This is a genomic window from Pedobacter sp. 05T44, from assembly GCF_056395985.1.
In genome coordinates, this window is record NZ_JBFTKO010000009.1 from 41,055 (window position 1) to 62,749 (window position 21,695).

At 39.1% G+C, this 21,695-nt stretch carries 19 protein-coding genes; 6 read left to right on the forward strand and 13 right to left on the reverse strand.

The features are described 5' to 3' along the window. Positions 1-45: 45 nt before the first annotated feature. Positions 46-621 carry a DUF4352 domain-containing protein gene (locus tag AC1DDK_RS15040; RefSeq protein WP_288882611.1) on the forward strand — a complete coding sequence of 192 codons (576 nt, stop codon included), beginning with the start codon at positions 46-48 and terminating at the stop codon, positions 619-621. A gap of 113 nt (positions 622-734) precedes the next feature. Here AC1DDK_RS15040 and AC1DDK_RS15045 read toward each other — a convergent pair whose 3' ends face one another. Continuing rightward, positions 735-1,889: a DmpA family aminopeptidase gene (locus tag AC1DDK_RS15045; RefSeq protein WP_288882613.1), complete on the reverse strand. Its 1,155-nt coding sequence runs from the start codon at positions 1,887-1,889 to the stop codon at positions 735-737. Positions 1,890-2,177: 288 nt separating this feature from the next. Between AC1DDK_RS15045 and AC1DDK_RS15050 the strand changes: the two genes are divergently transcribed. Next, positions 2,178-3,149 (forward strand): hypothetical protein, encoded by a 972-nt coding sequence (locus AC1DDK_RS15050; RefSeq protein ID WP_288882614.1) that lies wholly within the window; start codon positions 2,178-2,180, stop codon positions 3,147-3,149. A gap of 195 nt (positions 3,150-3,344) precedes the next feature. Here the strand turns inward: AC1DDK_RS15050 and AC1DDK_RS15055 are convergent, their stop codons facing one another. From AC1DDK_RS15055 to AC1DDK_RS15075, 5 genes are all read right to left on the reverse strand, one after another. After that, the gene (locus tag AC1DDK_RS15055) at positions 3,345-4,007 is read right to left on the reverse strand and encodes a head GIN domain-containing protein (RefSeq protein WP_337717422.1); all 663 of its coding nucleotides are present in this window, start codon (positions 4,005-4,007) and stop codon (positions 3,345-3,347) included. A 45-nt stretch (positions 4,008-4,052) separates the two neighbouring features. Continuing rightward, the gene (locus AC1DDK_RS15060) at positions 4,053-5,351 is read right to left on the reverse strand and encodes an OmpA family protein (protein ID WP_288882617.1); all 1,299 of its coding nucleotides are present in this window, start codon (positions 5,349-5,351) and stop codon (positions 4,053-4,055) included. Positions 5,352-5,564: 213 nt separating this feature from the next. Further along, the gene (locus AC1DDK_RS15065) at positions 5,565-6,983 is read right to left on the reverse strand and encodes a S41 family peptidase (protein ID WP_337717420.1); all 1,419 of its coding nucleotides are present in this window, start codon (positions 6,981-6,983) and stop codon (positions 5,565-5,567) included. A 70-nt stretch (positions 6,984-7,053) separates the two neighbouring features. Next, positions 7,054-8,223: an RsiV family protein gene (locus AC1DDK_RS15070; protein ID WP_288882621.1), complete on the reverse strand. Its 1,170-nt coding sequence runs from the start codon at positions 8,221-8,223 to the stop codon at positions 7,054-7,056. 89 nt (positions 8,224-8,312) lie between these two features. Further along, positions 8,313-9,173 carry a hypothetical protein gene (locus AC1DDK_RS15075; RefSeq protein ID WP_288882623.1) on the reverse strand — a complete coding sequence of 287 codons (861 nt, stop codon included), beginning with the start codon at positions 9,171-9,173 and terminating at the stop codon, positions 8,313-8,315. A 261-nt stretch (positions 9,174-9,434) separates the two neighbouring features. On the opposite strand from AC1DDK_RS15075, the gene AC1DDK_RS15080 reads away from it, so the two are divergent. The 4 genes from AC1DDK_RS15080 (at position 9,435) to AC1DDK_RS15095 (ending at position 12,689) form a co-directional block, all read left to right on the forward strand. After that, the gene (locus tag AC1DDK_RS15080) at positions 9,435-10,385 is read left to right on the forward strand and encodes a proline dehydrogenase family protein (protein WP_288882625.1); all 951 of its coding nucleotides are present in this window, start codon (positions 9,435-9,437) and stop codon (positions 10,383-10,385) included. A 286-nt stretch (positions 10,386-10,671) separates the two neighbouring features. Continuing rightward, complete coding sequence (gene nudK, locus AC1DDK_RS15085; protein WP_337717418.1) at positions 10,672-11,271, forward strand: GDP-mannose pyrophosphatase NudK; 600 nt, start codon at positions 10,672-10,674, stop codon at positions 11,269-11,271. A gap of 14 nt (positions 11,272-11,285) precedes the next feature. Beyond that, positions 11,286-11,645, forward strand: coding sequence for a DUF4406 domain-containing protein (locus AC1DDK_RS15090; protein WP_288882628.1), 360 nt, complete (start codon positions 11,286-11,288; stop codon positions 11,643-11,645). A gap of 315 nt (positions 11,646-11,960) precedes the next feature. Continuing rightward, positions 11,961-12,689 (forward strand): MBL fold metallo-hydrolase, encoded by a 729-nt coding sequence (locus AC1DDK_RS15095; RefSeq protein WP_288882629.1) that lies wholly within the window; start codon positions 11,961-11,963, stop codon positions 12,687-12,689. A 210-nt stretch (positions 12,690-12,899) separates the two neighbouring features. Here AC1DDK_RS15095 and AC1DDK_RS15100 read toward each other — a convergent pair whose 3' ends face one another. The 7 genes from AC1DDK_RS15100 to AC1DDK_RS15130 form a co-directional block, all read right to left on the reverse strand. Beyond that, on the reverse strand, positions 12,900-13,400 hold the full coding sequence (locus AC1DDK_RS15100; protein ID WP_288882630.1) for a P-loop nucleotide/nucleoside kinase family protein: 501 nt from the start codon (positions 13,398-13,400) through the stop codon (positions 12,900-12,902). Positions 13,401-13,412: 12 nt separating this feature from the next. Next, the gene (locus AC1DDK_RS15105; protein WP_337717416.1) at positions 13,413-14,111 is read right to left on the reverse strand and encodes an FMN-binding negative transcriptional regulator; all 699 of its coding nucleotides are present in this window, start codon (positions 14,109-14,111) and stop codon (positions 13,413-13,415) included. 312 nt (positions 14,112-14,423) lie between these two features. Next, positions 14,424-14,825 carry a GNAT family N-acetyltransferase gene (locus AC1DDK_RS15110; RefSeq protein WP_337717414.1) on the reverse strand — a complete coding sequence of 134 codons (402 nt, stop codon included), beginning with the start codon at positions 14,823-14,825 and terminating at the stop codon, positions 14,424-14,426. A gap of 274 nt (positions 14,826-15,099) precedes the next feature. Further along, a complete protein-coding gene (locus AC1DDK_RS15115; protein WP_337717412.1) occupies positions 15,100-15,558 on the reverse strand; it encodes an SRPBCC family protein in 459 nt (152 codons plus the stop codon). A 229-nt stretch (positions 15,559-15,787) separates the two neighbouring features. Further along, positions 15,788-16,285, reverse strand: coding sequence for a lipid-binding protein (locus AC1DDK_RS15120; RefSeq protein WP_288882637.1), 498 nt, complete (start codon positions 16,283-16,285; stop codon positions 15,788-15,790). A 23-nt stretch (positions 16,286-16,308) separates the two neighbouring features. Continuing rightward, positions 16,309-17,814, reverse strand: a complete 1,506-nt coding sequence (locus AC1DDK_RS15125) for a SusD/RagB family nutrient-binding outer membrane lipoprotein (RefSeq protein ID WP_288882639.1) — start codon at positions 17,812-17,814, stop codon at positions 16,309-16,311. 23 nt (positions 17,815-17,837) lie between these two features. Further along, positions 17,838-21,053: a SusC/RagA family TonB-linked outer membrane protein gene (locus AC1DDK_RS15130; protein WP_337717410.1), complete on the reverse strand. Its 3,216-nt coding sequence runs from the start codon at positions 21,051-21,053 to the stop codon at positions 17,838-17,840. Positions 21,054-21,695 lie beyond the last annotated feature (642 nt).

A 21,695-nucleotide genomic window follows, 5' to 3' on the forward strand; every position in this document is an offset into this window, starting at 1 on the left:
GTTCAGTAAAGCTGCTAACAACCCATTAACTAGAAAATAAATAAAATGAAAAAATTATTCATCTCACTTTTAAGCGTAACACTGCTATTTGCTGCCTGCAGCGAAAAGAAAGCGCAAAGCCAGCAGCTAGAGGAGCATGCAGGTAATGAGGAAATAACTAAGGCAAATCAAACGCAAAAGGCCCTGGTAACTATCGAAACGACGACTTATCAGCTAAGTATTTATAAAGCCACACCATTCAGGCCCACAAGTTCAGTGGGGTTTGTTCCAAAGAAAGGCAACCAATATGTGGTGTTGGACATTTCTGTAAAAAATAAGACTGATCGGGAGATCAACATGGGGGTTATCCTGTCTACAGCAAAAATACGAGATAAACAGGGTACGGTGTTTGGTGATATTCTTGGTTCACTTAGCGCCTATAACCTTGCCAATCCCGACAACGAAAAAAATAAAGAAAATGATAAAATCTGGTCTGAAAAATTTCCAGCCGGTGAATTTCACCGCTGTGTGGCGATGGGTTTTCAAGCTCCTGATCATTTGAAGGAGTTTGAAATCAGCCTTCCTGAATCTGATGATTTGACCATGCTCGATAAGCAGACAAAGGCTAAATTTTCCTTGTAAGAGGACAGACTGTTAGCAGCTCTACTTAGGCCCGCATATTGTTTTATAGTGCAGTATGCGGGTCTTTATTTAAGATTGCCACCCAGTATGTTCTTCTTGAACAACATATTCAATTATTTCTTTTTTTCCTGGTGGCTGTAATTATTGATAACTTGCATCATTTTATCATGTGGTATCCCATAAATGAGGTTATCATTTATTCCGCCCATTGTTTTTGAAGCAACCAAAGCATTAATTATGGCCTCTTCTGTCGCCTGTATGGTTGCCTGATATACCTTGTCCAGCATTTCTTTCGACAGCACTTTCCAGAATTGCATTGTCCCTTTTTCATTATCATTTGGAGAGATGGTACTGAAAGCTAAAAATATATCACCCGAACTGTTTCTACCCAAACCTCCTGTTTTTCCTACACCAAGGGCTGCACGCTTTGCCACCATCTTTAACTGCGCAGGCAGCAGTGGGGCATCTGTTGCAATTATGACAATAATAGAACCGTCTTTTTCTTTTGAATTGATCACTGGCATATCATCTTTTAAAAGTTTACCCACTGGCACTCCGGAAATGACCAAATCCTGCCTGCCACCGAAATTACCCTGAATAAACGCGCCAAGGGTATAGCTGGAAGTATCAATTTTAAAAACTCTTGAGGCACTTCCACTACCTCCTTTATATAGAAACATGGACATTCCGGTTCCTCCCCCGACATTCCCTTCTTCTATCTTCCCATCGTGTGCATTGTTCAAAGCGTCAAATACATCTTCTCTTTTAACATGCAGACCGTTAATATCATTAAGTAGTCCGTCAAAGGTTTCCGCGACAACAGGTAAACCAAACGAGAAATCGGTCTGCCCGTCCTTTGAAAAGTTTTTAATATTCCATTCCCCAATCCCATCTCTAACCACGCCCACACTATTGGTATTGGTAATACCTATCGCCCCATAGTTAAAGCCATATTCCTCAATAGCTGTGGTTCCCGTCATCTCACCATCTCCGTTCAAACAAAACCAACCTGCAGGAACAGGCGCTATTGATTTGCCTTTTGGAAATATGACAGTCACTCCGGTGCGTACTGGACCTTTTCCTGTTCTTAAAGTCCCTGCCCCAGATATCAAGGTTTTATAACCAACTAAAACGCCTTTAACGTCTGTAATGGTATTATTTTCGCCCGGTTTTCCTTCGAATATAATTCCCAATTCTCTGGCCCGCTGGCCATAAGCGCCTGTGCAAAGTGATGTTAATACACAGATAATCAAGATTTTTGTTTTCATATACAAATTTATTTAAAACAAACCATCACCAAACCACATAAAAATGTGATTTTACAGTTATAAACAGAAAGGGCTTGCTATTTAATAAAGCAAGCCCTTCCCGCAGTTTGTTATAGGATATTCATTAATTTTTGATTGCCCTTCTTGTTCCACTTATTTCGGAATCCATAAGCGGATTTCCGGTATAGCTATCCCCCTGGTCCACCGAAAATATAGGCTGAACATTAAATAGTTTAATCCTGTAACCAAACCAGCAATAGCATTGTCTTGTAGTAAAGAAAAATAATGATGAAAAAAATACTCTTAATTTCTGTACTGACTTTAAATCTGTTGAAAGGATACAGCCAAATTGCGAATCCGGAAGCGCTACTCGACAAGGAAGTTCTCGAACAGGTGAAGTCCATGATGGCAGCAGATGAAGGACTTGTGGACATCGAAGATTTCTATAAGAAAATATCAAATGAACCCCAAGTGAAAACTTTGATCAAATCCTACTATGCCAAACCACTGATTAATACTGAATTGGCTGTGAAACAAATTTCTCGCATAAAAATCACACCTGAAAACCTTCTGGCCCCGGCCGAGGAATTTATACCCGCGCGGGCATTCATAGATTCCATACCTAATCCTTTTTTTGACCCGGTCGTAAAACGCTTCAACTATGAGAAGGAACATGCGGAATTCCGTTATCTATACAGGGATTTTACCGAAGCCATTGGCCAGAAAATGACAGAACTTGGCACTCCTTCTTATCATCCGGGAGGCTCTGCCGGCAGCAAGATAGTCGAACAACTGGATGTCAGGTTTAACTTTTACAAAATGGAGCTCTCACAATACAGACAGGATATGATTGAAAGTTCGAGAAATGCCCAAAATGAAATCGTAAACTGGTCTGCCAAATCAGATCATTACGCCGGCTCTGAAGAAGAACGCAGAGCCGCAGTTTCACGCGAAGCATCAGCCTACCGCATTTCAAGAGCGATTTTGATCAGAATGTGCGACGAACTGGAATTTGGCGTTAACCTGTCCTACTTTAAGGCCAGGAAGACAGCACTTGGAAACATGGCAGTTCAGGCAGCGAAGCTTTATCAAGATAAATCAACTGTCAAAGGAAAAAATGTCACTGTTGAAATTTTAGAAATTTCCAAAGCACTGTTCGATAAGGTTAACCTCATGCTGTTCGACGGCAGCTTGCTTCAAACGAAAGCTCAGATCATCAATTATAATTTCGACACCCTGATAGATATGAGTCGTTTATGAAGAAACTCCTGTTAATTTTGCTGATTTAAGCAGCATCTTGGTGCGATCAGGATCACATGTTGAGCGGATTTCTAGGGTTTAAATCAAAATTTATTTACTTCAATCTCCATGAAAACCATAAAGATATGATTATCAGGAAATCAAAAAAGGGCTGGCTTAACAGCCGGCCCTTCGCAATTTGACAGATATACTTTATTATTTTTTAATTACTCTTCCGGTTCCACTTATTCCAGAATCGACAACAGGCTCTCCCGTATAATAAATGTTACCACTTCCGCTTATCCCTGCTTTCAAGTTAGCGGTCACACTGCTCCGGATGTCGCCACTTCCAGATATACTCAATATTGCATTTTTACTAATCATGTTTTTAAACCTTGCATCTCCACTACCTGAAATGTTAATTTTTGAATTTTCTGTTTTCATTGTCCCAAGTAATTCTATGTCACCCGAACCACTAATATCAGCTAGGAGCGTGGCCTGATCAGGGAAATTGCCATGAATTTCAATCGTAGTACTACCACTTAAAGAGATTTTTTCCAACAGCGGCAAGGTCACATAGATTTTAAGGTCATCCTTACCGAGTTCCAAGTGTTCATACCCTAGCGCCAGCTCATCGCCCGAAATAGTAGTCTTATACCTTGCAATCAGATTTTTGGAGCCTTTCAGCTCTATTTTATATTCGGATCCGTAGGAAATGAAAATGGGCGTGGATCCACTGGTATATACCTGTTTAAAATTGCCCGGCTTTCTCACTTCGCTCGTTTGATCCCCATCAGCATTGATTTGGTCCTTCTTACAAGATAAAAACATACCAGTCTGCAAAGTTAGCAGGAGAAAAATTATTTTTTTTATGTTCATGTGATTTTATTTTGTGGCTTTTAAGCCGATTTTTATTTGCTTTTTTTAGCCCTTTACAAACTCCACTCTGCGGTTCAAGGCCTTATTAGATTCTGTTTTGTTATCATTGATGGGCACTGTTTCCCCTTTACCTAAGGCTTCCAGTCTGGATGCCTCTATCTTGAATTCGTTTATCAAAACTTTTTTAACTGCTGCTGCACGTTTCGCAGAAAGTTGCTGGTTAGCGTCGGCTTCACCATCGCTGTCCGTGTAGCCAATGATTTTCAGCTTAATGGCCGGATCCTCGGTCAGATATTTGCTCACATCCTTTATAATACCCATGGATTGCAGTTTGAGCTGATCGGAGCCAGGGTCAAAAAGTATTCCACTGGTTGAAAATGAGCCTTTTGTCAGTAGGGTTTCCGCCGGCTTGGGAATACCTGTTGCTATTTTGAAATTGCTGACATATAGACCAAAGTTATCTTCGTTATAAAACCAGTATTTAAAGCAATTCAAATAAATTTGATTGAGTCCTGGGCTTAGGTTGATTGCTCTAGGGGTATCGAAAACCTTATGGCCGTCCACCCAAAATCTCAATCGCTGTTTTTCAACTTGAATGGCGTAATGTGCGAGATGACCGAATGAAGCAGTGTATTCTTTGTATGCGATGGCCCCGCTTTCAAACGTGGTAGCATTCGCCATTCCCTTGCTCTTTAACGAAGACATAGAGGCGCCGTCAACATTGGGTTTGAGTAAAATTTCGGTGATGTTTTCTACCTTTGGATATTGATCCAAAAATGCATTGTCCGTGCCGGGCTTTCGTCCTGCAGCAAACAAACCTATGGCCAGATCCGGGTAAAACCGTGTGCCTGAAGGAGGCGTACCATCCATAATAAGATCAAATTCTATCGTAAAATTGTCTCCAAATGCCGCAGTATTGGCTGAGAGATATTTCGTACCTGGGAATAGTCTAAGAAATTTCCCCGGTGTTTTGTCCACTTTTATCACCTCTCCTTTTCCATTTGAATTCCATTTTGCGGGAAGTTCTCCAATTGGATCCTTGGAAAAATCATCTAGGTAAATAATTTTCTCCCCAGCAATAAAGTCAAATTTAGAGTATGATTTTAAAGACTCCTTTTCAGTCACCATAGCCGGTTGATTGTCGTTTTTTGTGGCTTCCTTATTTTTTCCTGAAATTTTATCTTCAACTTTTTCAAGACTAGCGTTGGCAGCTTTATCAATTTTTGAGTTAATCCGCTCCTGAACCTTATCTTTCATCTTTCTTCCAAGGCCCTGGAGTATCTGAGCATCTGCGGCCGTCCATATTGAGCAGGTGGCAATCAGTGCAAATAATATCTTTTTCATTTCTTCTAATTTTTGGGGAATATTATCCCTAGTGTATACCTAATGGTTACAAAAGTAGCCCAGTGAGCAGTATGCAACAATCACATGTTCATGGGGTTTAATCCAGACAAGACAAAAAAATGCAGCAATCAAATTGATTTTCAAATGTTCACCAACAGAAAACAAATCCTATACTGCAATAAAAAAAGTAAGACATTTATCGTATTTCAATCCTTATTTTGATAGTGCAAGTGCTTTTTGCATGACAGGGTCATTCTTCTCCATGATATCTTTTATGGAAGGGACAATCTGATAATCTGCTTTTACGCCAAAATCAGCCTGTGAATAATCTTTAAGGTGCATATGGTAGCCCAGGAGGGGAATATCAAGTCCCAATTTGGTATTGGGCAGAGTTACAAGAGCAAATGCTCCACTGGTATTACCTCCTGCTGCTCCACCTGTATCTTCACCTATGAAAACTGCCCTACGGTTATCCTTTGCTATCGACGCAAATTCGCTCGTTACTGAAAAACTTCTTCCGTTGATTAAAATTATAAGTTTACCGTTGAAATTCAGCGGATTGGGCTGCTGAGGGCCTAGCCCTACTTTTTGCGAGAACTGGTACTCGCCATCAACTTTTTTTATAAACCTTTTTAAATGCTCCAGTTCTGGCGGTAATTTAGCATAGCGGCTAAAACTATACTCAGCAGGTCCTGCCACGGTAAATCTGTCATAATAGTTAAAACTTATATCTGTGAGATATGAATACAACATGATTCCATAAGCATCAATTCCGCCTTCATTATTGCGCAAATCTAAAAGGAGAGTTGAAATCTGAGCGTTTCGAATTGCCTGAAAGGATTCGGAAAGAAACTTATCAAACCCGACCGCAGCAGGGCCAGGCTGAAAGACTGAGATACGCATTAGGGCAATTCTCTCGCCAAGAAAACTTAGCTGGTACGGGGCAACAAGGTCCTCGATGTGACCAATATTTTGTGACGATACTCCGGCAATGGAGATCGTCTTTGCTTGCCCATTGTCTACATAGCCAACCTTAAATAGCTTCGATGTTTCAATAAATGTCGCATAATAGCCCCCAAAACTATCATTGATAAGGGCATACTTCATTGTATTCCCTTTGCCATCAACGAAAATGTTTTTAAAAATCAGGTCGCGAACAACTTTGACCGGCCTTCCATTGATGCTTGTTATTTCTGCCCCGGCTGATATTCTCCCGTTAACAGTATCCGAGCGCACATAAGCTTTGTTACCGTAAAAATAGAGCTTCAAGGGGAAATAACCAGTTTTTGCAAAGGCAAACAAATCATCCGGTCTCCCCTCCCTGTGGAATTTGGTATGGCCGTCCTTAATTGTTGCTATAAATGGGTTGAGGTATCTGAAGAAAGCCTGCTCAGTCATTGGTCGGTTAATTCCTTTTTCCATGGAAACGAAATGATTTTCAATATCGACCTTATCACTATATCGGTAAATTCCAGCGTGTGCCTCCTTAAGTGCAGCCTTCACCACGGAAAAATCTTTTTTTAGTTCACTAACGGTAAACAAACGTTGTGCCTTAGCAAGGCTACCACCCGTCAAAGCCATGGCAAGCAGCAATAAATGTTTTCCCCTAATTATATTTATTCTTGTTATCATCTTTGTAAGATAACCCGTTAATCAAGCTTCATCAATCACATAAGCATGTGATTTTAACCGATGGGGATTCTCACGAGGGGTCAAATCTTTGCAGAAATGTGGGTCGAATCATATTTCTAATCTTTGAAAAAGGAAGGAATATGGATATTTCGCCTTCACTATAGGGTGCGATTTCATAAGTATTGTATTTAAATGCTAATCCATTATTGTTGAAGTAAAAATTATGATTCTCATAAATTTCCTCTTCAAATAGAATCTCTTTAAGGGATTGATTTTTTTTAAGGCCATATTGTTCCCGGAAACAACTTTCCAGAACAGCTGAAAGGTTTGCATCTGCCTTTAAAATATCTTTCAGGTGCAAAAGCTTTTTATTTTTCACATCAAAGCAAACCATAGTTGTACTGTAATTTGGATGCAAACCACCAGTATATGCGCTAAAATTCTTTTCCAAAACCAGAAATGATCTTTCATTATACAGTATGGTGTTTTTAGACATATTGAAATAGTTCGAATGCAACAATGCACTATCTGCTCCGAGGGTATCTGGTAGGTCAACTAACAAAGCATTCAGTATCCCATCAGATTTTTTTGAAATACCCCGCTCCCAGGACTGACTACCATTAATTCCATCTCTTAACTTGATGACTTTATCCAACCATTTGTAATCCCGGTTATTTCCATCAGCTACAATATACTGTTCCTGGAATTCTACAATCCCTTTTTCATACTCTACGGGGACGCTCTGTATTGAATCCTTAAAAATTCTATGTTTAAACTGAAAACTCCCCTCTGGATAACTTTCTCTTAAAATCAGTGGGTAAGATTTTCGGCCATTGTCGGCCGTCCAGTACCCAACGAATCCTACACCAGTCCATTTAAGGTGCATGAAACGTTCCTCGTCGTTCAGATTAAATCCCGATTCTGAAAAAACAAATGTTTCCTTGAGGCTGGTTTCCATCTCCGATAAAGTTAGCCAGGAACCCTGATAATAATAGTTCCCATAGAACTCAGATTTGTCCCTTTGTAGATTCATTACGACGGCTTGCCCCCCAATTTCTCCCTCAAGCCGCATGTAAAATTCTTCAGGCAATGCGTGAGGCAGGATTTCAGGGATTTGCAAAGTTCCTGGAGTAGATTTGCTAATCTTAGATGACTTTTGTTTGCCATCTCCGTTACAAGAGAAAAAGATAGAAAGGCAAACCACAGACGATATATAAATGGTTGATCGATACAAATTCATAATTTTACTAGTGTGATAAAAAGGAAAGCTGAAAATTCAGAAGACTGCAAAACCCGTTCTTTTGCCTGATAGATTAAGTCCGTTAATATTTAATTCGAATAAGTATAGGTGATATCGGTTTTAACACTTTTAACAAGATTTCCATCAGGATCCAGCTCATCACTCTGGCATTTTATAGATGTTAAATCTCCTGAATTTGGAGTATAGTTTATAGTTACCGAAGATCTTAAGGACTGAAATGCTGAAAGCTGTTTTGAAAAAAATGCCTGCAAGGAAAGCGAAATAAGTTCATTTACCAGAATCGCAATTGCAGGTGAAATGGGATTTTTCAATGCAAGTACCGGAATCACATTTCCATAGACTCGCTCCTTTTTATCGTTATACTGAAAACTTATTGAGGTTTTTAAGTACCAGGCGTTTGTAAGTGCTTTAATTAATTTTCCATCGCTTACCTGGAGTTCAAGAAAGGTTAAATCATGGGCATTTGTAGCTATTGTGATAAGGTTTCCGGTATTCTTGCAAGTCAACGGGAAGGATATGATTACACCAGAAGCATTTGTGACTTTAAATTCTGCATTTGATAGTACATTATTATTTGAATAATTCAAAACGAGCGTATAAAGCAAATCTCCAGCATTGTGCTCGATACGGCTAATCTGTGTACCTAAGTAACTATAGGTATAGCCAAACCTGAAATCAGCTGAGCCAACATAAGACACTTGTCTGTCCAAACCATAATTGACTATAAAATTTTGCCCAAGTTGCCCATCAGTTGTCTTGATCGACTTAATCATCTTCACCTGGGGTAGTTCAGGTTCTTTCTGGATATTATTTTTACAGCTACTAAAGATAGCACCTAGCAATATTAGTCTAAAAATTGAACCGGCGATTTTGGCTGAACTTTTCTTTCTTAGATAGTTCTTTTTTGTCTGGTAGTGATTGATTACCATTTTATAAGAGTTTATGTTGATCTTAAATAATAGGATGCGAACCCATTACTTTTTTTACAAGACAAACAGACAATCAAAAAGGTTACAGGAAATATTAATAATTTCAAAATGTCATTTACTTATTATTACTCACCAGAAATCCCATAAACATGTGATTGCAGTAGCTCAACTGATAGCTTACCTTAGCCATACTTCTCTTAAGGATTAAAGGGATATCACAAATAATACAGTTAACACAAGAATTTTATATATCAAAAGCAAATGGAAGAATTATTAAGTATTGGAAGTGCCGCTTTAAAAACCATAGCTACTAATGAACAGGCAAAACAATACTTGCTCAACAACAAATTACTATATGGTATCCTGCGTAAGGCAGCAGACCGATATATTGGAGGTGAAACGTTAGAGGAAACACTGAAGAAAGTTATACAGGCGAACAATCGTTCAATGAAATGCTCTATTGAATATATGGGTGAAAATATTAACCAGGCTTCGGAGGCAAATGCTGCCAAAGATGAGTTCTTAAGGATTTGTACTCATATCGCGTCAAAAGAATTGAATTCTACAGTTTCCCTCGATTTGTCACATATAGGTTTAAATGTTTCTCTTGAGCTATGTTTGGAGAACTTAATGGAAATCTGCTCAGTTGCCTCCCGATTTGGAATCGAGGTGAACCTAAGCGCTGAGGGGCCTCATCAGACCGACAATGTGTTGGGAATTTATAAGAAGGCTTCAGAACTTACTGATGTACTCGCGGTAACCCTTCAGGCATATTTGTACAGAACGCGTGAAGATTTCGATGAACTAAAAAAGCTGCCAGGCAGAATCAGAATCGTTAAAGGTGCTTTCGGCACTGATGAAGGGTTAAGCATGAAAAGGGGTTCGCAACTTGACACAGTATATTTGGGCTATATCGGAGAACTGTTTGAAATTAGACACAAATGTTCTATAGCGACTCATCATGCAGATATACAGCAGGAGGCAAAGAAACTCATCGACTTTTACCACCCTGATAAAACGGATTATGAATTTGAAAGCCTTTATGGTATTCAAGAAGAAGGTTTGCTTCAATTACAGGCAGAGGGCTATATGACTAAGCTTTATTTTGTTTATGGTAAAGAATGGTATCTATATTTATGCAACAGACTATCAGAATATCCATTAAATCTCTTTCAGGCGCTTGCAGATATATCGAATTCTAGTTCTCTTTAAATTCAAAAATTGACTTCGATGAGGATAAATATGTTGTGAACTCCAGCTATAACCAGAAGGATCGACAAAGACCTGACAAAGGAACTTGCGGTGCTAAGGAAATCAAATCTTTTTTTCATCAAAAGGATTAATAAAAATGGGCTGGAGTTCGGCAACGGCGTCTCGAAAAATAATAAGTATTAGAGCGATGTCACTTCTTTGCACAGGATAAATTATCCACTACATAGGAATAGTAGAGATGATTATCATTTTCCTCAACATTAAATGTTCAATTATATAGATAAATATGGAAAAAAATATCAAGTTAATAAATAAAGAGATTTTATCGGACAATTGGTATATCCTGAACAAGGTGACCTATCAGGCGGAGAAAAAAGACGGCAAAGCTGTGGTACATACAAGAGAAGTGTATGACCGTGGAAATGGAGCAACGATACTGCTATATAACAGGGAACGAAATACTGTGATTTTAACGAAACAATTTCGGCTACCGACATATTTAAATGGGAATAAAGATGGAATGCTTATCGAAACATGTGCGGGATTATTGGATTTGGATAGCCCTGAAGATTGTATCAAACGAGAAACAGAAGAAGAAACAGGCTTTAAAATTATTGAGGTTACGAAAATATTTGAAGCTTATATGTCTCCTGGATCAGTTACAGAACTTTTATACTTTTTCATAGCCTCGTACACATCAGAGATGAAAATAAATGATGGTGGAGGCCTACCCGAGGAGGAGGAGCATATAACTGTTCTCGAAATCCCCTTCCCTCAAGCATTTGCGATGATAGAACTGGGAGAAATAAAAGATGGCAAAACCATAATGCTATTGCAGCATTTATTAATTAATCGGATAATGACCTTAAACTTATTACAAAATTAGAAAACAAGAACAATATGCTTATACTAATTGCAGGCCCTTATAGAAGCGGCACTAATGATGATCCGATTTTAATGAAGCAAAATCTGGCTAACCTTGAAGCCTTTGCCGTCCCATTATTCAGAAAAGGTCACGTACCAATGATTGGCGAATGGGTTGCCTTGCCACTGATAAATCTGGCAGGTTCTACACAAACAGGTGATGAAATCTGGAATGAAATACAATACCCTTGTGCCCACCGATTACTGGAAAAATGCGATGCAATACTTCGAATTGAAGGTCTATCCAAAGGTGCTGATGAAGATGTTAGAATTGGTAGGGAAAGAGGTTTAAAAATTTATTTTCACATTGACGAAGTTCCAAATGCTGAACAGTGAAATTAAAATTACTTGTAAACTTACTACAAAAAAAGGTTGATAAATTTAGTCTCGCAACAAACCCGGAAGGGGGCTGAAATTTGCCTCCTTCTAACTACCCACCTTTCTCCTGCGCCTTTAAATTAATTTTTGTCCAACCCATGCAATTTTCTATTCACTTTGATGTTCTGCGCCAATAATAAAAGGATACTTTAAACTAACCATACAGATCCTAGTCAGCCATTGTATATCACCCCAGATGTAGCATTCATCTTGATATTACTGCCTTTTATAAATGCAGTTACTAGAAAGACATTGAATAATCCCCCTAAAAAAATGAAAATAAATTGTCTCGAAATAAAGTACAGTTTTAGTGGCGCTGAAACTATTCTACATCCAGCTCTTCTGAGCTCGGAACATGAACTTATTTTAGTTGATTGCGGATATGAAGGATCATTACCATTAATCGAAAAGGCGATGAATCAAATTGGTTTTTCCTTGAAAAATCTGACTTCTATAATTGTAACCCATCACGATATCGATCACATTGGTGGTCTTCATGAGATTAAAGAAGTCTACCCTCATGTTAAAGTCTGTTCCTCTTCAACGGAAGCAAATTATGTTAATGGCAGGAAAAAATCTTTGCGAATGCTGCAGGCGCAAAAAATATATCCAGAGTTACCTGAATCAGAAAAAGCTAATGCGCGTTATTTTCAGTTAATGCTGACATCCGTAAAACCTGTTAATGTGGACTATGTATTCACGACGGATGATTTCAAAGAAAATAAAGATCTTAGGATCATTCCAACTCCTGGGCACATGCCTGGACATATATCTATTTATCTTTACCGAACCAAAACACTCATTGCAGGTGATGCATTGGTTATAGAAAATGGCCATCTTAATATTGCCAATCCACAGTACACGCTAAACCTCCCGGCAGCGATTAGGTCCATTGAAAAGCTTATTGAATTAGAAATTAATGAATTGATTTGTTATCATGGCGGAATAGTGCGAAAAAATGTGAAGCAACAACTCATTGACTTAAGAAAAAGCATATTTTAAAATTTCGCTGAGATGCTACAAAAAATCAAGAAATTTAGTCTCATAACAAACCAAGAAGGAGGCAAATCTTAGCCCCCTTCTACATAATCAACTTTTATTTTATATCAGGGGTAATGTCCTATCTCACATTAATATTCAAATCTTCCCCAATGAATTTGTGTGGCAAATTAATTAGATTAAGAATTTTTAATATTTAGCAGAAGTTTCTACTTAAATAGACTCATCTGTATTGATAAAGACAATATCTTTCAATTCGTCTTCAGTTGGTGGTTCAAATTCATTTTCCATGTAATGAAACATAGCTGGGCTCACTTCAAAAGAATAAGTTTTGCTCTTATCAGCGTTCCGCTTCATAACACGTTCCAAACGAGTCGGCAATTGTGCGTTAATATAATGTAGTTGGGTTGAAATCCCATGCTCTTTTGCCAACCCTAGGTATAGACTTCTATTTTGCACCTTCATAAAACCAAGATCCAAAATTACATTTCCACCTGTCTGAGCTATTTTTACTGCAGTGGACCATATTCGTTGCTCACATCTGTGCACTCTTATCATTATCCATCCAAAATCCATCGGTACTGGAAGGTCTGGACCAAACAATTCCTGCATCCAATCATCAATTGAGAGGTGAATTCCATTAATTTTTTCTGCTAAATTCATGGAGTAAGTAGATTTCCCGGCACCTTGCGTGCCAATTATTAAATGTATCATAAATCTCAGTTATTATATCTTCTTCTCATTTACATGGCGTGTTCCAGAAGTACACACCCCTAAATCATTAGTAAGTTTTTTCGTGATTTCTATTGGATCGTTTTGCTGCTTTTCCATTTCTTGCGCCAAAGCTATATCCATATCGCTACCTGCAAGTAATTTATTTATGATGCCTTTGCGATTTTGAGCTGAATGATTCTGGCTTAATTTAAAAGTATGATCGAGTTTGAGTACTTCCAGCTCAAATCCGACTATTGCTTTTAGATGTTTTTTAATGTAATCTTTATCCATCCTTCCAAATGCCGCTGGGCTGCTATCCGGAGATTCATATATATCAGTCAAGTCTTTTACCGCTTGGTAAGTCCCAGCTTCATCTAGCATTTTAATCCTGCCTTTTGCCTGTACCGAAAGATAATTCCAAGTTGACACCGAACTTGGTTTTTCATAAACAGAAGCACTGATGTAAGCGTGTGAACCACTGAATAGCGCCATTACTGATTCATTGATACTGAACGCACGGAAATGATCTGATTTTCTCATGATATGGCCAACCAGCAGGATCATATCACCTATCCTTTTTACAATTACCGGTACCTGGGTGGCAACAGGAAATTCCCCATCGTTACCTATCAGGGTAATAAAAGGATTTGCAAACATAAATGCCAATACCTTTTCACTATCCTCTTCCTCAAAAAATGGTGATCTATACATATAGTCAATTGTTATAATTTTTAAAGATAGAGACAATGAACTGAGCAGAAAGGTTACAGGGCCTATCCAACTTTCCATTAAATTACTCATAAAAGAAAAACTCATCAATACACAAATTGCTTATGAAGTAAGCTTCAATACCCCCTTCCTATCTCACGAAAAGCTTTATAAAACAATGTGGCATAACGCCATGGGAATACTTAGGGTATTTGAAAAAGAAATAGCCGGAAAAATCGTTTACCAGCTATTTTCAAAATTGGGGAGAAGGAATGAAGTGGGTTATCTGCTTAAAACAGAATCAGGTACTCAAATTCAACGAAATCTCAACCAGTCCTCATAATGCATTTCAAATTTAGTCTCTCCGTTAGCATAACTTCCGATAGGAGTCCAGCCTTGAAAATTATAGAATCGTTCTGCCCGGGTACCCGGGGATGTCCCCAACACCACCGTATCAGTGGTTTGTTCAAAATACCAATCGATCATTAGCCTGTGCAACTCCTTTCCAATCCCCTTTTCTGCAAATTCTGGATCAACAAATAGCGCCCAAACACTTCTTTCCATGAGGTCTATAATAGAGAAACCCACCACTAGCCCATCCACTTCACAAACCCATCCCTTTCCTTTCTCGGAAATGTAATATGCTACATCTTTATCTGGAACAAGATTAGGATCACTTAGTGTATTCTCTTTCACCAAGTGTCTCACTATCTGCATCTGTTTTATATCTGAAAGTTCCGCAGTTCTAAAAATCATAATCACAAAAATACAAATCCTAACCATTTTTTTTTCGAGGGATTAAAAGAATGGCGTGATATATTGTCCGTTATAGGATTCTGTGAGCGTATAAATATTGGCCTTGATTACACTGGCTATATTCAAGAACTCGAGTCAGCTGGATTTACGCTTTTCGGTTTACAACCGTAGTAGCAGATTACTCAATAACATCAAAAAAGACATGGGTTTATTTGATCTTGAACTTACTCCCATTTTACACATTGGTTTCCAGGATGGTCTTCAAATTGTTCATGTAATTTCGCATTGATCTTCTGGTCACAACATCAATATTTAACTTAGGTAAGCTGAAGCCCAAAGCATGCTTGACTATGCTCTGATCAAATTCGAGTCGATAAATGAACCGTGTAGAATCACCTTCGCAAATCTGCACACTCCGGGTACTTTTCAAGTAATGGGGATCACCATCAAGCGTTTGGTATAAAATCATATCATTTTGCTGAAACGCTATGCATTCCAGTCGGCGGATATATTGAGGGATCTTTCTGGAAAGAAAGGAGCTTTCTATTGCAATATTTCCTATTTCCAAGTCAGCCTGTGATGAAGTCAATATCACCTCTGTTCTCCATTCTCTGTCATTCCTCAAGTCAGAGATATAGTTATAAACGTCCTTATGGGGTGCATTGATGACGACTTGTATTGTTTGATCAATCATATTCTTACGTCTCTAAATTTGTGTAACCGATTAAAAAGGATTGTATTTACTTCACAGCTTTTTAACCTAAGAGAAGTCTGATGACTTGTTCTATCAACCCTCATAATTTTAAACCATATTCACACCGTCTCAAATAAGTAATAGACTATTCCAGTGCTCGGAATAGTCTATTGAGAACCTTTTAAGTTAGGCGCAGCAGCAAAGTGATTAAAGGCTGCTGCGCAGTACATCATTTAGGACGATCCTCTACAAATCCAGTTTTATGTCTTCCTGTCACTTTGAATGTAGCACCATCAATATTCAGGTCAAATGTGATCGAATCTGTAGGTGTACCCGATCCGGGACCAACAGTCCCATTTGTGATGATTCGGCCATTTGAAATGCTAAAACTTGTGTAAGGAGCCCCAACAGCGACATTAGTAACATTTGATACCGAGAAAGTCTGACTCCCAAGATCTACATTTATCTTTCCTTTGATTGCTATATTCTTCGTCCCAGCTCTCAGACCCGTACTTTGAATCCAAAACTGTTTAGCACTATTGTCTGCTGTATTGAAACTATACAAATTATATCGCTTCGCAGAATTGTCCACCGATACATGCCAGTCACCTGACATTTTTTGCATTACTGTTCCTCCATAATCTACGTCCTTTTTGCAGCTTGTAGCATATACGGCTGCAATAACCATCAACATTAAAGTCAATATCTTATTATTATTAATTTTCATCTGAATCTCTTTTGATTAAAAAACTATTTTCCCCACCAAACTTTGGTATAAATCGGCACCTCGGCTGGGGTATTGGTATTTCTACTTTTTTCATACTCTGGATAAACTAATCTTCTAGGAAAATTTCCCGCACCGGTAACACCTCTGGATGCATAAACTAAAGTACCCGGTTGGTAATCTTCCTCTGTTGAATATACAGGGCTAATCCTTGGGTAACCTGTTCTGTTTTGTTCAAAGAAAGCTTCCAAAGCATGGGAACCAAATAGTGACGCCCACTTCTGAACAATTATCTTTTCTATTTTTGTCTCCAGGTTGGCAGTTGTAGGGTATTTGTACGGACCAGCCAATAAAGTTGTAGGGCCAGGCAAGCCAAGATTTGTAAACGCTGCTGTTACTCCTTCATTGTACTTCAATTCCGCTCCTGAACCTCCATAGTAACGTTCCAAAAATTCTGCCTGCATGAAGCAAGACTCGGCTTTAGTGATGAACCAAACCGGTGCTGTAGGAGCAATAACAGGAACTACCGCATCAAAATATTCTGGGTGACTACTTTGATTCCAAAAATCACCTTGATTAATTGTAGGCACAGGGCTATCCACACCGAAATAAACCTGGGCCCGAGGATCCGCGTTTTGTTCCAGCCAGCTTACCAGCGTTGCACTCGCTTTTAGGTTATCTGTTGTATTCAGCCTTCTGAAGTTGTACTCAAACAAAGGATTACTTTTATTAGGAACATTCTCATACCCGGCCACACCTGCATTGGTGGTCAAAAATTTAGCATCTCCATCATACATTGCCTTGATACCCGCCTCAGCCTCCGTAGGTTTTACATAGGCCATTCTTAAGTACATTTTAAGCTTTAAGGTGTTTGCAAAACGCTCCCAGTTCTCCATCTGATCCTCAAAGGATGCATTGCCATTATCTCCAAAAACTAAGTCTATTCTACTGTCCGTATCTAGATGTGGTGTATTATGAAAGTCTTTTGCTAAGGCTGCATCGATTCCTTCAATCAATGATTTGTAGATGGTATATCCATCATCAAATTTGGGTTGCAAAAATGTACCAACCTTCAGGGCTTCAGTATAGGGAACTTTGTCAAACAGATCCACAAGAACCTGGTAGGTATAGGCCCGCATCACTGTAGCCATGAGATTATAACGCCAATCCTTTGCCACAACAGCTTTCTCAATTGCAAGCTGATAGTCCGCCAATGCTCCTGAATAAAGTTCCTGATAAGGGCTGTTTATAAAGGACGATGAATTTGGAACATCATAAGTGTCGAGACTAATGTATTGACTTGAAGAGTTATTTTGTGTCCAATGCTGAGACCAGATCCCGCCAACAATCGCTAAGTCCCCCCCTACTCTTCCTGCAGTTGAAATCACTCCTGAAGGGATTAGTGATTCAGGATTTGCCTTCTCCAGCAATGGCTTATTGGGATCTATGTTTATGTCTAACTTACTGCATCCACCACTACTTATGAGTCCAGCAAGTGAGCACACCATAATGACTTTATTTAAATTTTTCATTTGTATAAACAATTAATTGAAGATTAAAAGGTTAGATTTAAAGAAACGCCGAAATTCCTTGTGGATGGACCAGTTCTAAACTCTCCGAATTCACTGGAAAGGTCGTTACCAAAATTTGAAACCTCAGGATCTATGGTTATATTCTGTTTGGGCAACCAGGTAAGCAAATTCCTACCGTAAAGGGTGATCATCGCCTTGTCAGTTCCTATCCTTCTTGCAATGTTCTTAGGCAGGGAATACGCAAGCGTAACGTCTCTGAGCTTTAGGTATGTTTTGTCAATAATCCTATCCTTATAAGAAATTGCCCTTCCCAGGTTGGTATAATAATAGGAATAAACATTGTTTTCGGTAATCGGATTTGTATTCTCTACATAAGTCACTTTGCCCGCATTATCCACAACTTTTACCACTGAATTAGGCACAATAAACGTACGTCGGTCGTTAAAAACTGTATTTGCAGCATTACCCACAAAATTTAGCAAATCTGCTGTGCCGGAATAGAATAGGCCTCCCTTTTTAAAATCCAGCGTGAAGCCGAACATAAAATCCTTATAAGTGAAAGTATTGGTAAAGCCCATTACGAAATCGCGCTGAGAGGAGCCATAGGTTCCCAGATTAGGTGCAGAAGCGGGAAATCCATTTGAACTTACCACAATACGTCCTTCTGGATCATAAACTGGCACAGGAGCCTCAAATACGCCTAAAGGCTGACCAACCTTAGCCACAAATTGCGCATCAAATACAGCATTTAAGATTACCTTGCTCAGTCCATCCGGCAATTCGAGAACAACGTTTCTATTTCTTGTAAAGGTATATCCAATATTCCAACTCATATCATCAGTTCTTATCGGAACCCCGCTCAATGTGATCTCAATACCTCTATTACGCACCTTTCCGAAATTTACGACTCTGAGGTTTACACCAGTAGATGGCGCAGAGACAATGGGTAGAATCTGATCATTGGTAACGCGGTTGTAATATGAGAAATCCAGTCCTAGACGGTTATCGAAAAACTTTATCTCCGTCCCAAATTCAGTTTCTGTGCTGATCTCCGGTCTCAGTTTGGTATTATTTAAAGTATTAGAAATACTATACCCACCTACTCCTCCAAATGGGAATGAAGTATAAGCACCTCCACCCAAAAAAACATTGGTTTTAGTCAGCGTATTTAACACACTATAAGGATCGGTATCACTTCCCGTTTTACCATAAGCTGCTCTTAATTTGAATAAAGACAGTTTAGCATTGCTCATATCGATCATCTGAGACAGGATCAAAGAAAAATTGGCACCAGGATAAAAATAGCTTCTTTGCGCGCTTGGCAGGGTTGAACTCCAATCGTTTCTTGCATTCAAAGTCAAATAAGCAAAAGAATTATATCCCAAAGTGGCAGAGGCATAAGCACCGAAAAGCCTGCGCTGCTTACTGGTCTGACTGCTCGTTGGGGCGTTCCCTGAGTTATCAATCTGATATAAGCCAGGGATCAACAGATCTTCAATACCGGTATATAAAACTCTTGAACCCCTGTCATTGAAGTTTAAGCCGATCAATCCCGTTACATTAAATTGATCGGAGAATTTCTGATCAAATAGCGCATTGAGCTTGGAATCAAACTCAAAATATTTTTCTGAACCATCAACAACATTTCCAACACTTGCCTGCCTAACGATTTGCTCATCGTTACCACCTCCAGACCATGAACCCTGAGTTGGTGAATTCTTAGCATTCCAAATCTTATCGACGATATTACTCACATCAACGCCTTGCTGAAATTGAAGCGTCAGCCATTCTAATGGTTTTATTTTCAGATCAAGGTTGCCATAGAACCTGTCGCTTTTAAATGTCGCACCATTCTCAAAAACTGAATAATATGGATTTTGTGTAAAAGGACTATAGAAGCCATCTACATCAAAGTATTTATTGTTGTAGTCTTTAAATTTTGAGATTTCGAAATTAACCGGAATCTGTAGAATATCCTCATAAAAAGAAGAGCCCACCCCTGAATTCGCCTGACCAGTCTGTACTGTCCTGGTGTTCTTTCCAAGATAGTTTAAACCTGCAGTAATGGATAGGTCTTTAAACTTAGTAGAACCATTCAAACTTATTGTATTTCTTTTATATACATCACTGGAGCCTGGCAAAATGCCGTTGCTGTTTACATTTCCGTAAGAAAGTCTAAATGTCGACTGATCTGTACCCCCGCTAAAAGAGATTGTATTATTGTACTCCTGACTGGTATCAAAAGCATCTCTGAAACTATTTTTAGCTGCGGCAAAGGTCTGAGACAAACGCTTTCCATCAACTTTAGATCCCCAATCCCGCGTTTGCCCATCAAATCTTGCTCCCCAGCTACCATTTTCAGCAATCCAACTTTCATACGCAAAACCCTGTCCATATTTATCCTGTAGCTTAGGTACATTTGTTACCTGCGAAAAGGCTGCAGCTGAAGTGAGGTCTACCTTGAAAGCACCTGCTTTTCCTTTTTTAGTAGTAATTAAAATGACACCATTGGATGCCCGCGATCCATATAAGGAACTTGCCGCAGCCCCTTTTAGAATACTAATCGTCTCAATATCTCCGGGATTGATGTCATTGGCAGCATTACCAAAATCATAATTCTCTTTTAAATCTCCAAGACTATTGACCGGGGAGGCATCTCCGGGCCTCGAATTGTTTACTGGAACACCATCAATAACATATAAGGGCTGATTGTTACCAGCGATAGAAGAGAATCCCCGAATTACCGTCTTGCTGGATCCGCCGGGTGAGCCTGAAGTAGCGGAGATATCTACACCGGCAACCTTACCTTGTAGACCCGACATTAAATTTACCGGGGAAGCCCTATTGATTTCGTCCCCACCTACCTGTGCAACGGAATAGCCATTTGTCCGGCTAGCCCTGTTGATACCAAATGCTGTTACGACCACTTCTGTTAGCGATTTATTTTCACTGCTTAGTATCACATTAATGACCAGTTCATTACCGACAGTTTTAGTTTGTCCAACATATCCAACGTAAGCAAACTCAAGGATAGCACTACTTGCAGCTTCAAGAATATATTTCCCATCGGGTCCCGTTACCGTCCCCTGCTGTTTTCCTCTGACTTTTACACTGACACCCGGTAGCGGTCCACCGCCATCGGAGTCAGTCACTTTTCCTGATATTTTCTTGTCTTGGGCAACTGCACCATAACAGAAAAGCAATAGGAAGATCATTTTCAATAGTAATCTTTGTTTCATGCTTTAGTTTTTGAATAAATAATATTTAGTTAGGCCCACCATACCTCAGGCCAGGCAGGCAAATTAGCTGCTTGCAGAAAAACAAAGTATCCAAAAAACACCTATTGCGCTGGCGATGAAAGTTGCCATATCATTTTTGCATCTCAAGCAGAATGGACCGCAGTCATCTTGTTAATTTCCGTGTGTCCTATTGACTTTCTTACTATTTTGAAAACCGCAGAAGTTAACAAACGAATTGCCCAGAAAAACTTTGTACAATATGGCTTACGGAATCCAACTACGCTAATACTGGAAATCATCGCTTAGTCAGATACGAGTTTCGCTTTACAGTTGCTGCGAGCTGCTCCTTTAACGCTATATCTTTTTCTGCTAAAACCGTATCATTAGACATTAACGGTATGTGCTTATCCCAGTAATACCTGAGAGATAGGTGATTTAAGCAGTTTTACGAAATCAACTTGAGGAATTGCAAAAACAGTGAAACTTAGATATCCCTGTAGTCTTACTTTTCAGCTACTTAAATCAGCAATATGTCTACAAAAACCACGATTCAGACGACCATTAATTAAAACCAATTAACGAAAATAGAAATTTGCGCCCGAATGCGGCTTTACAAGCAAATTGGTGAATGTAACTGCATTG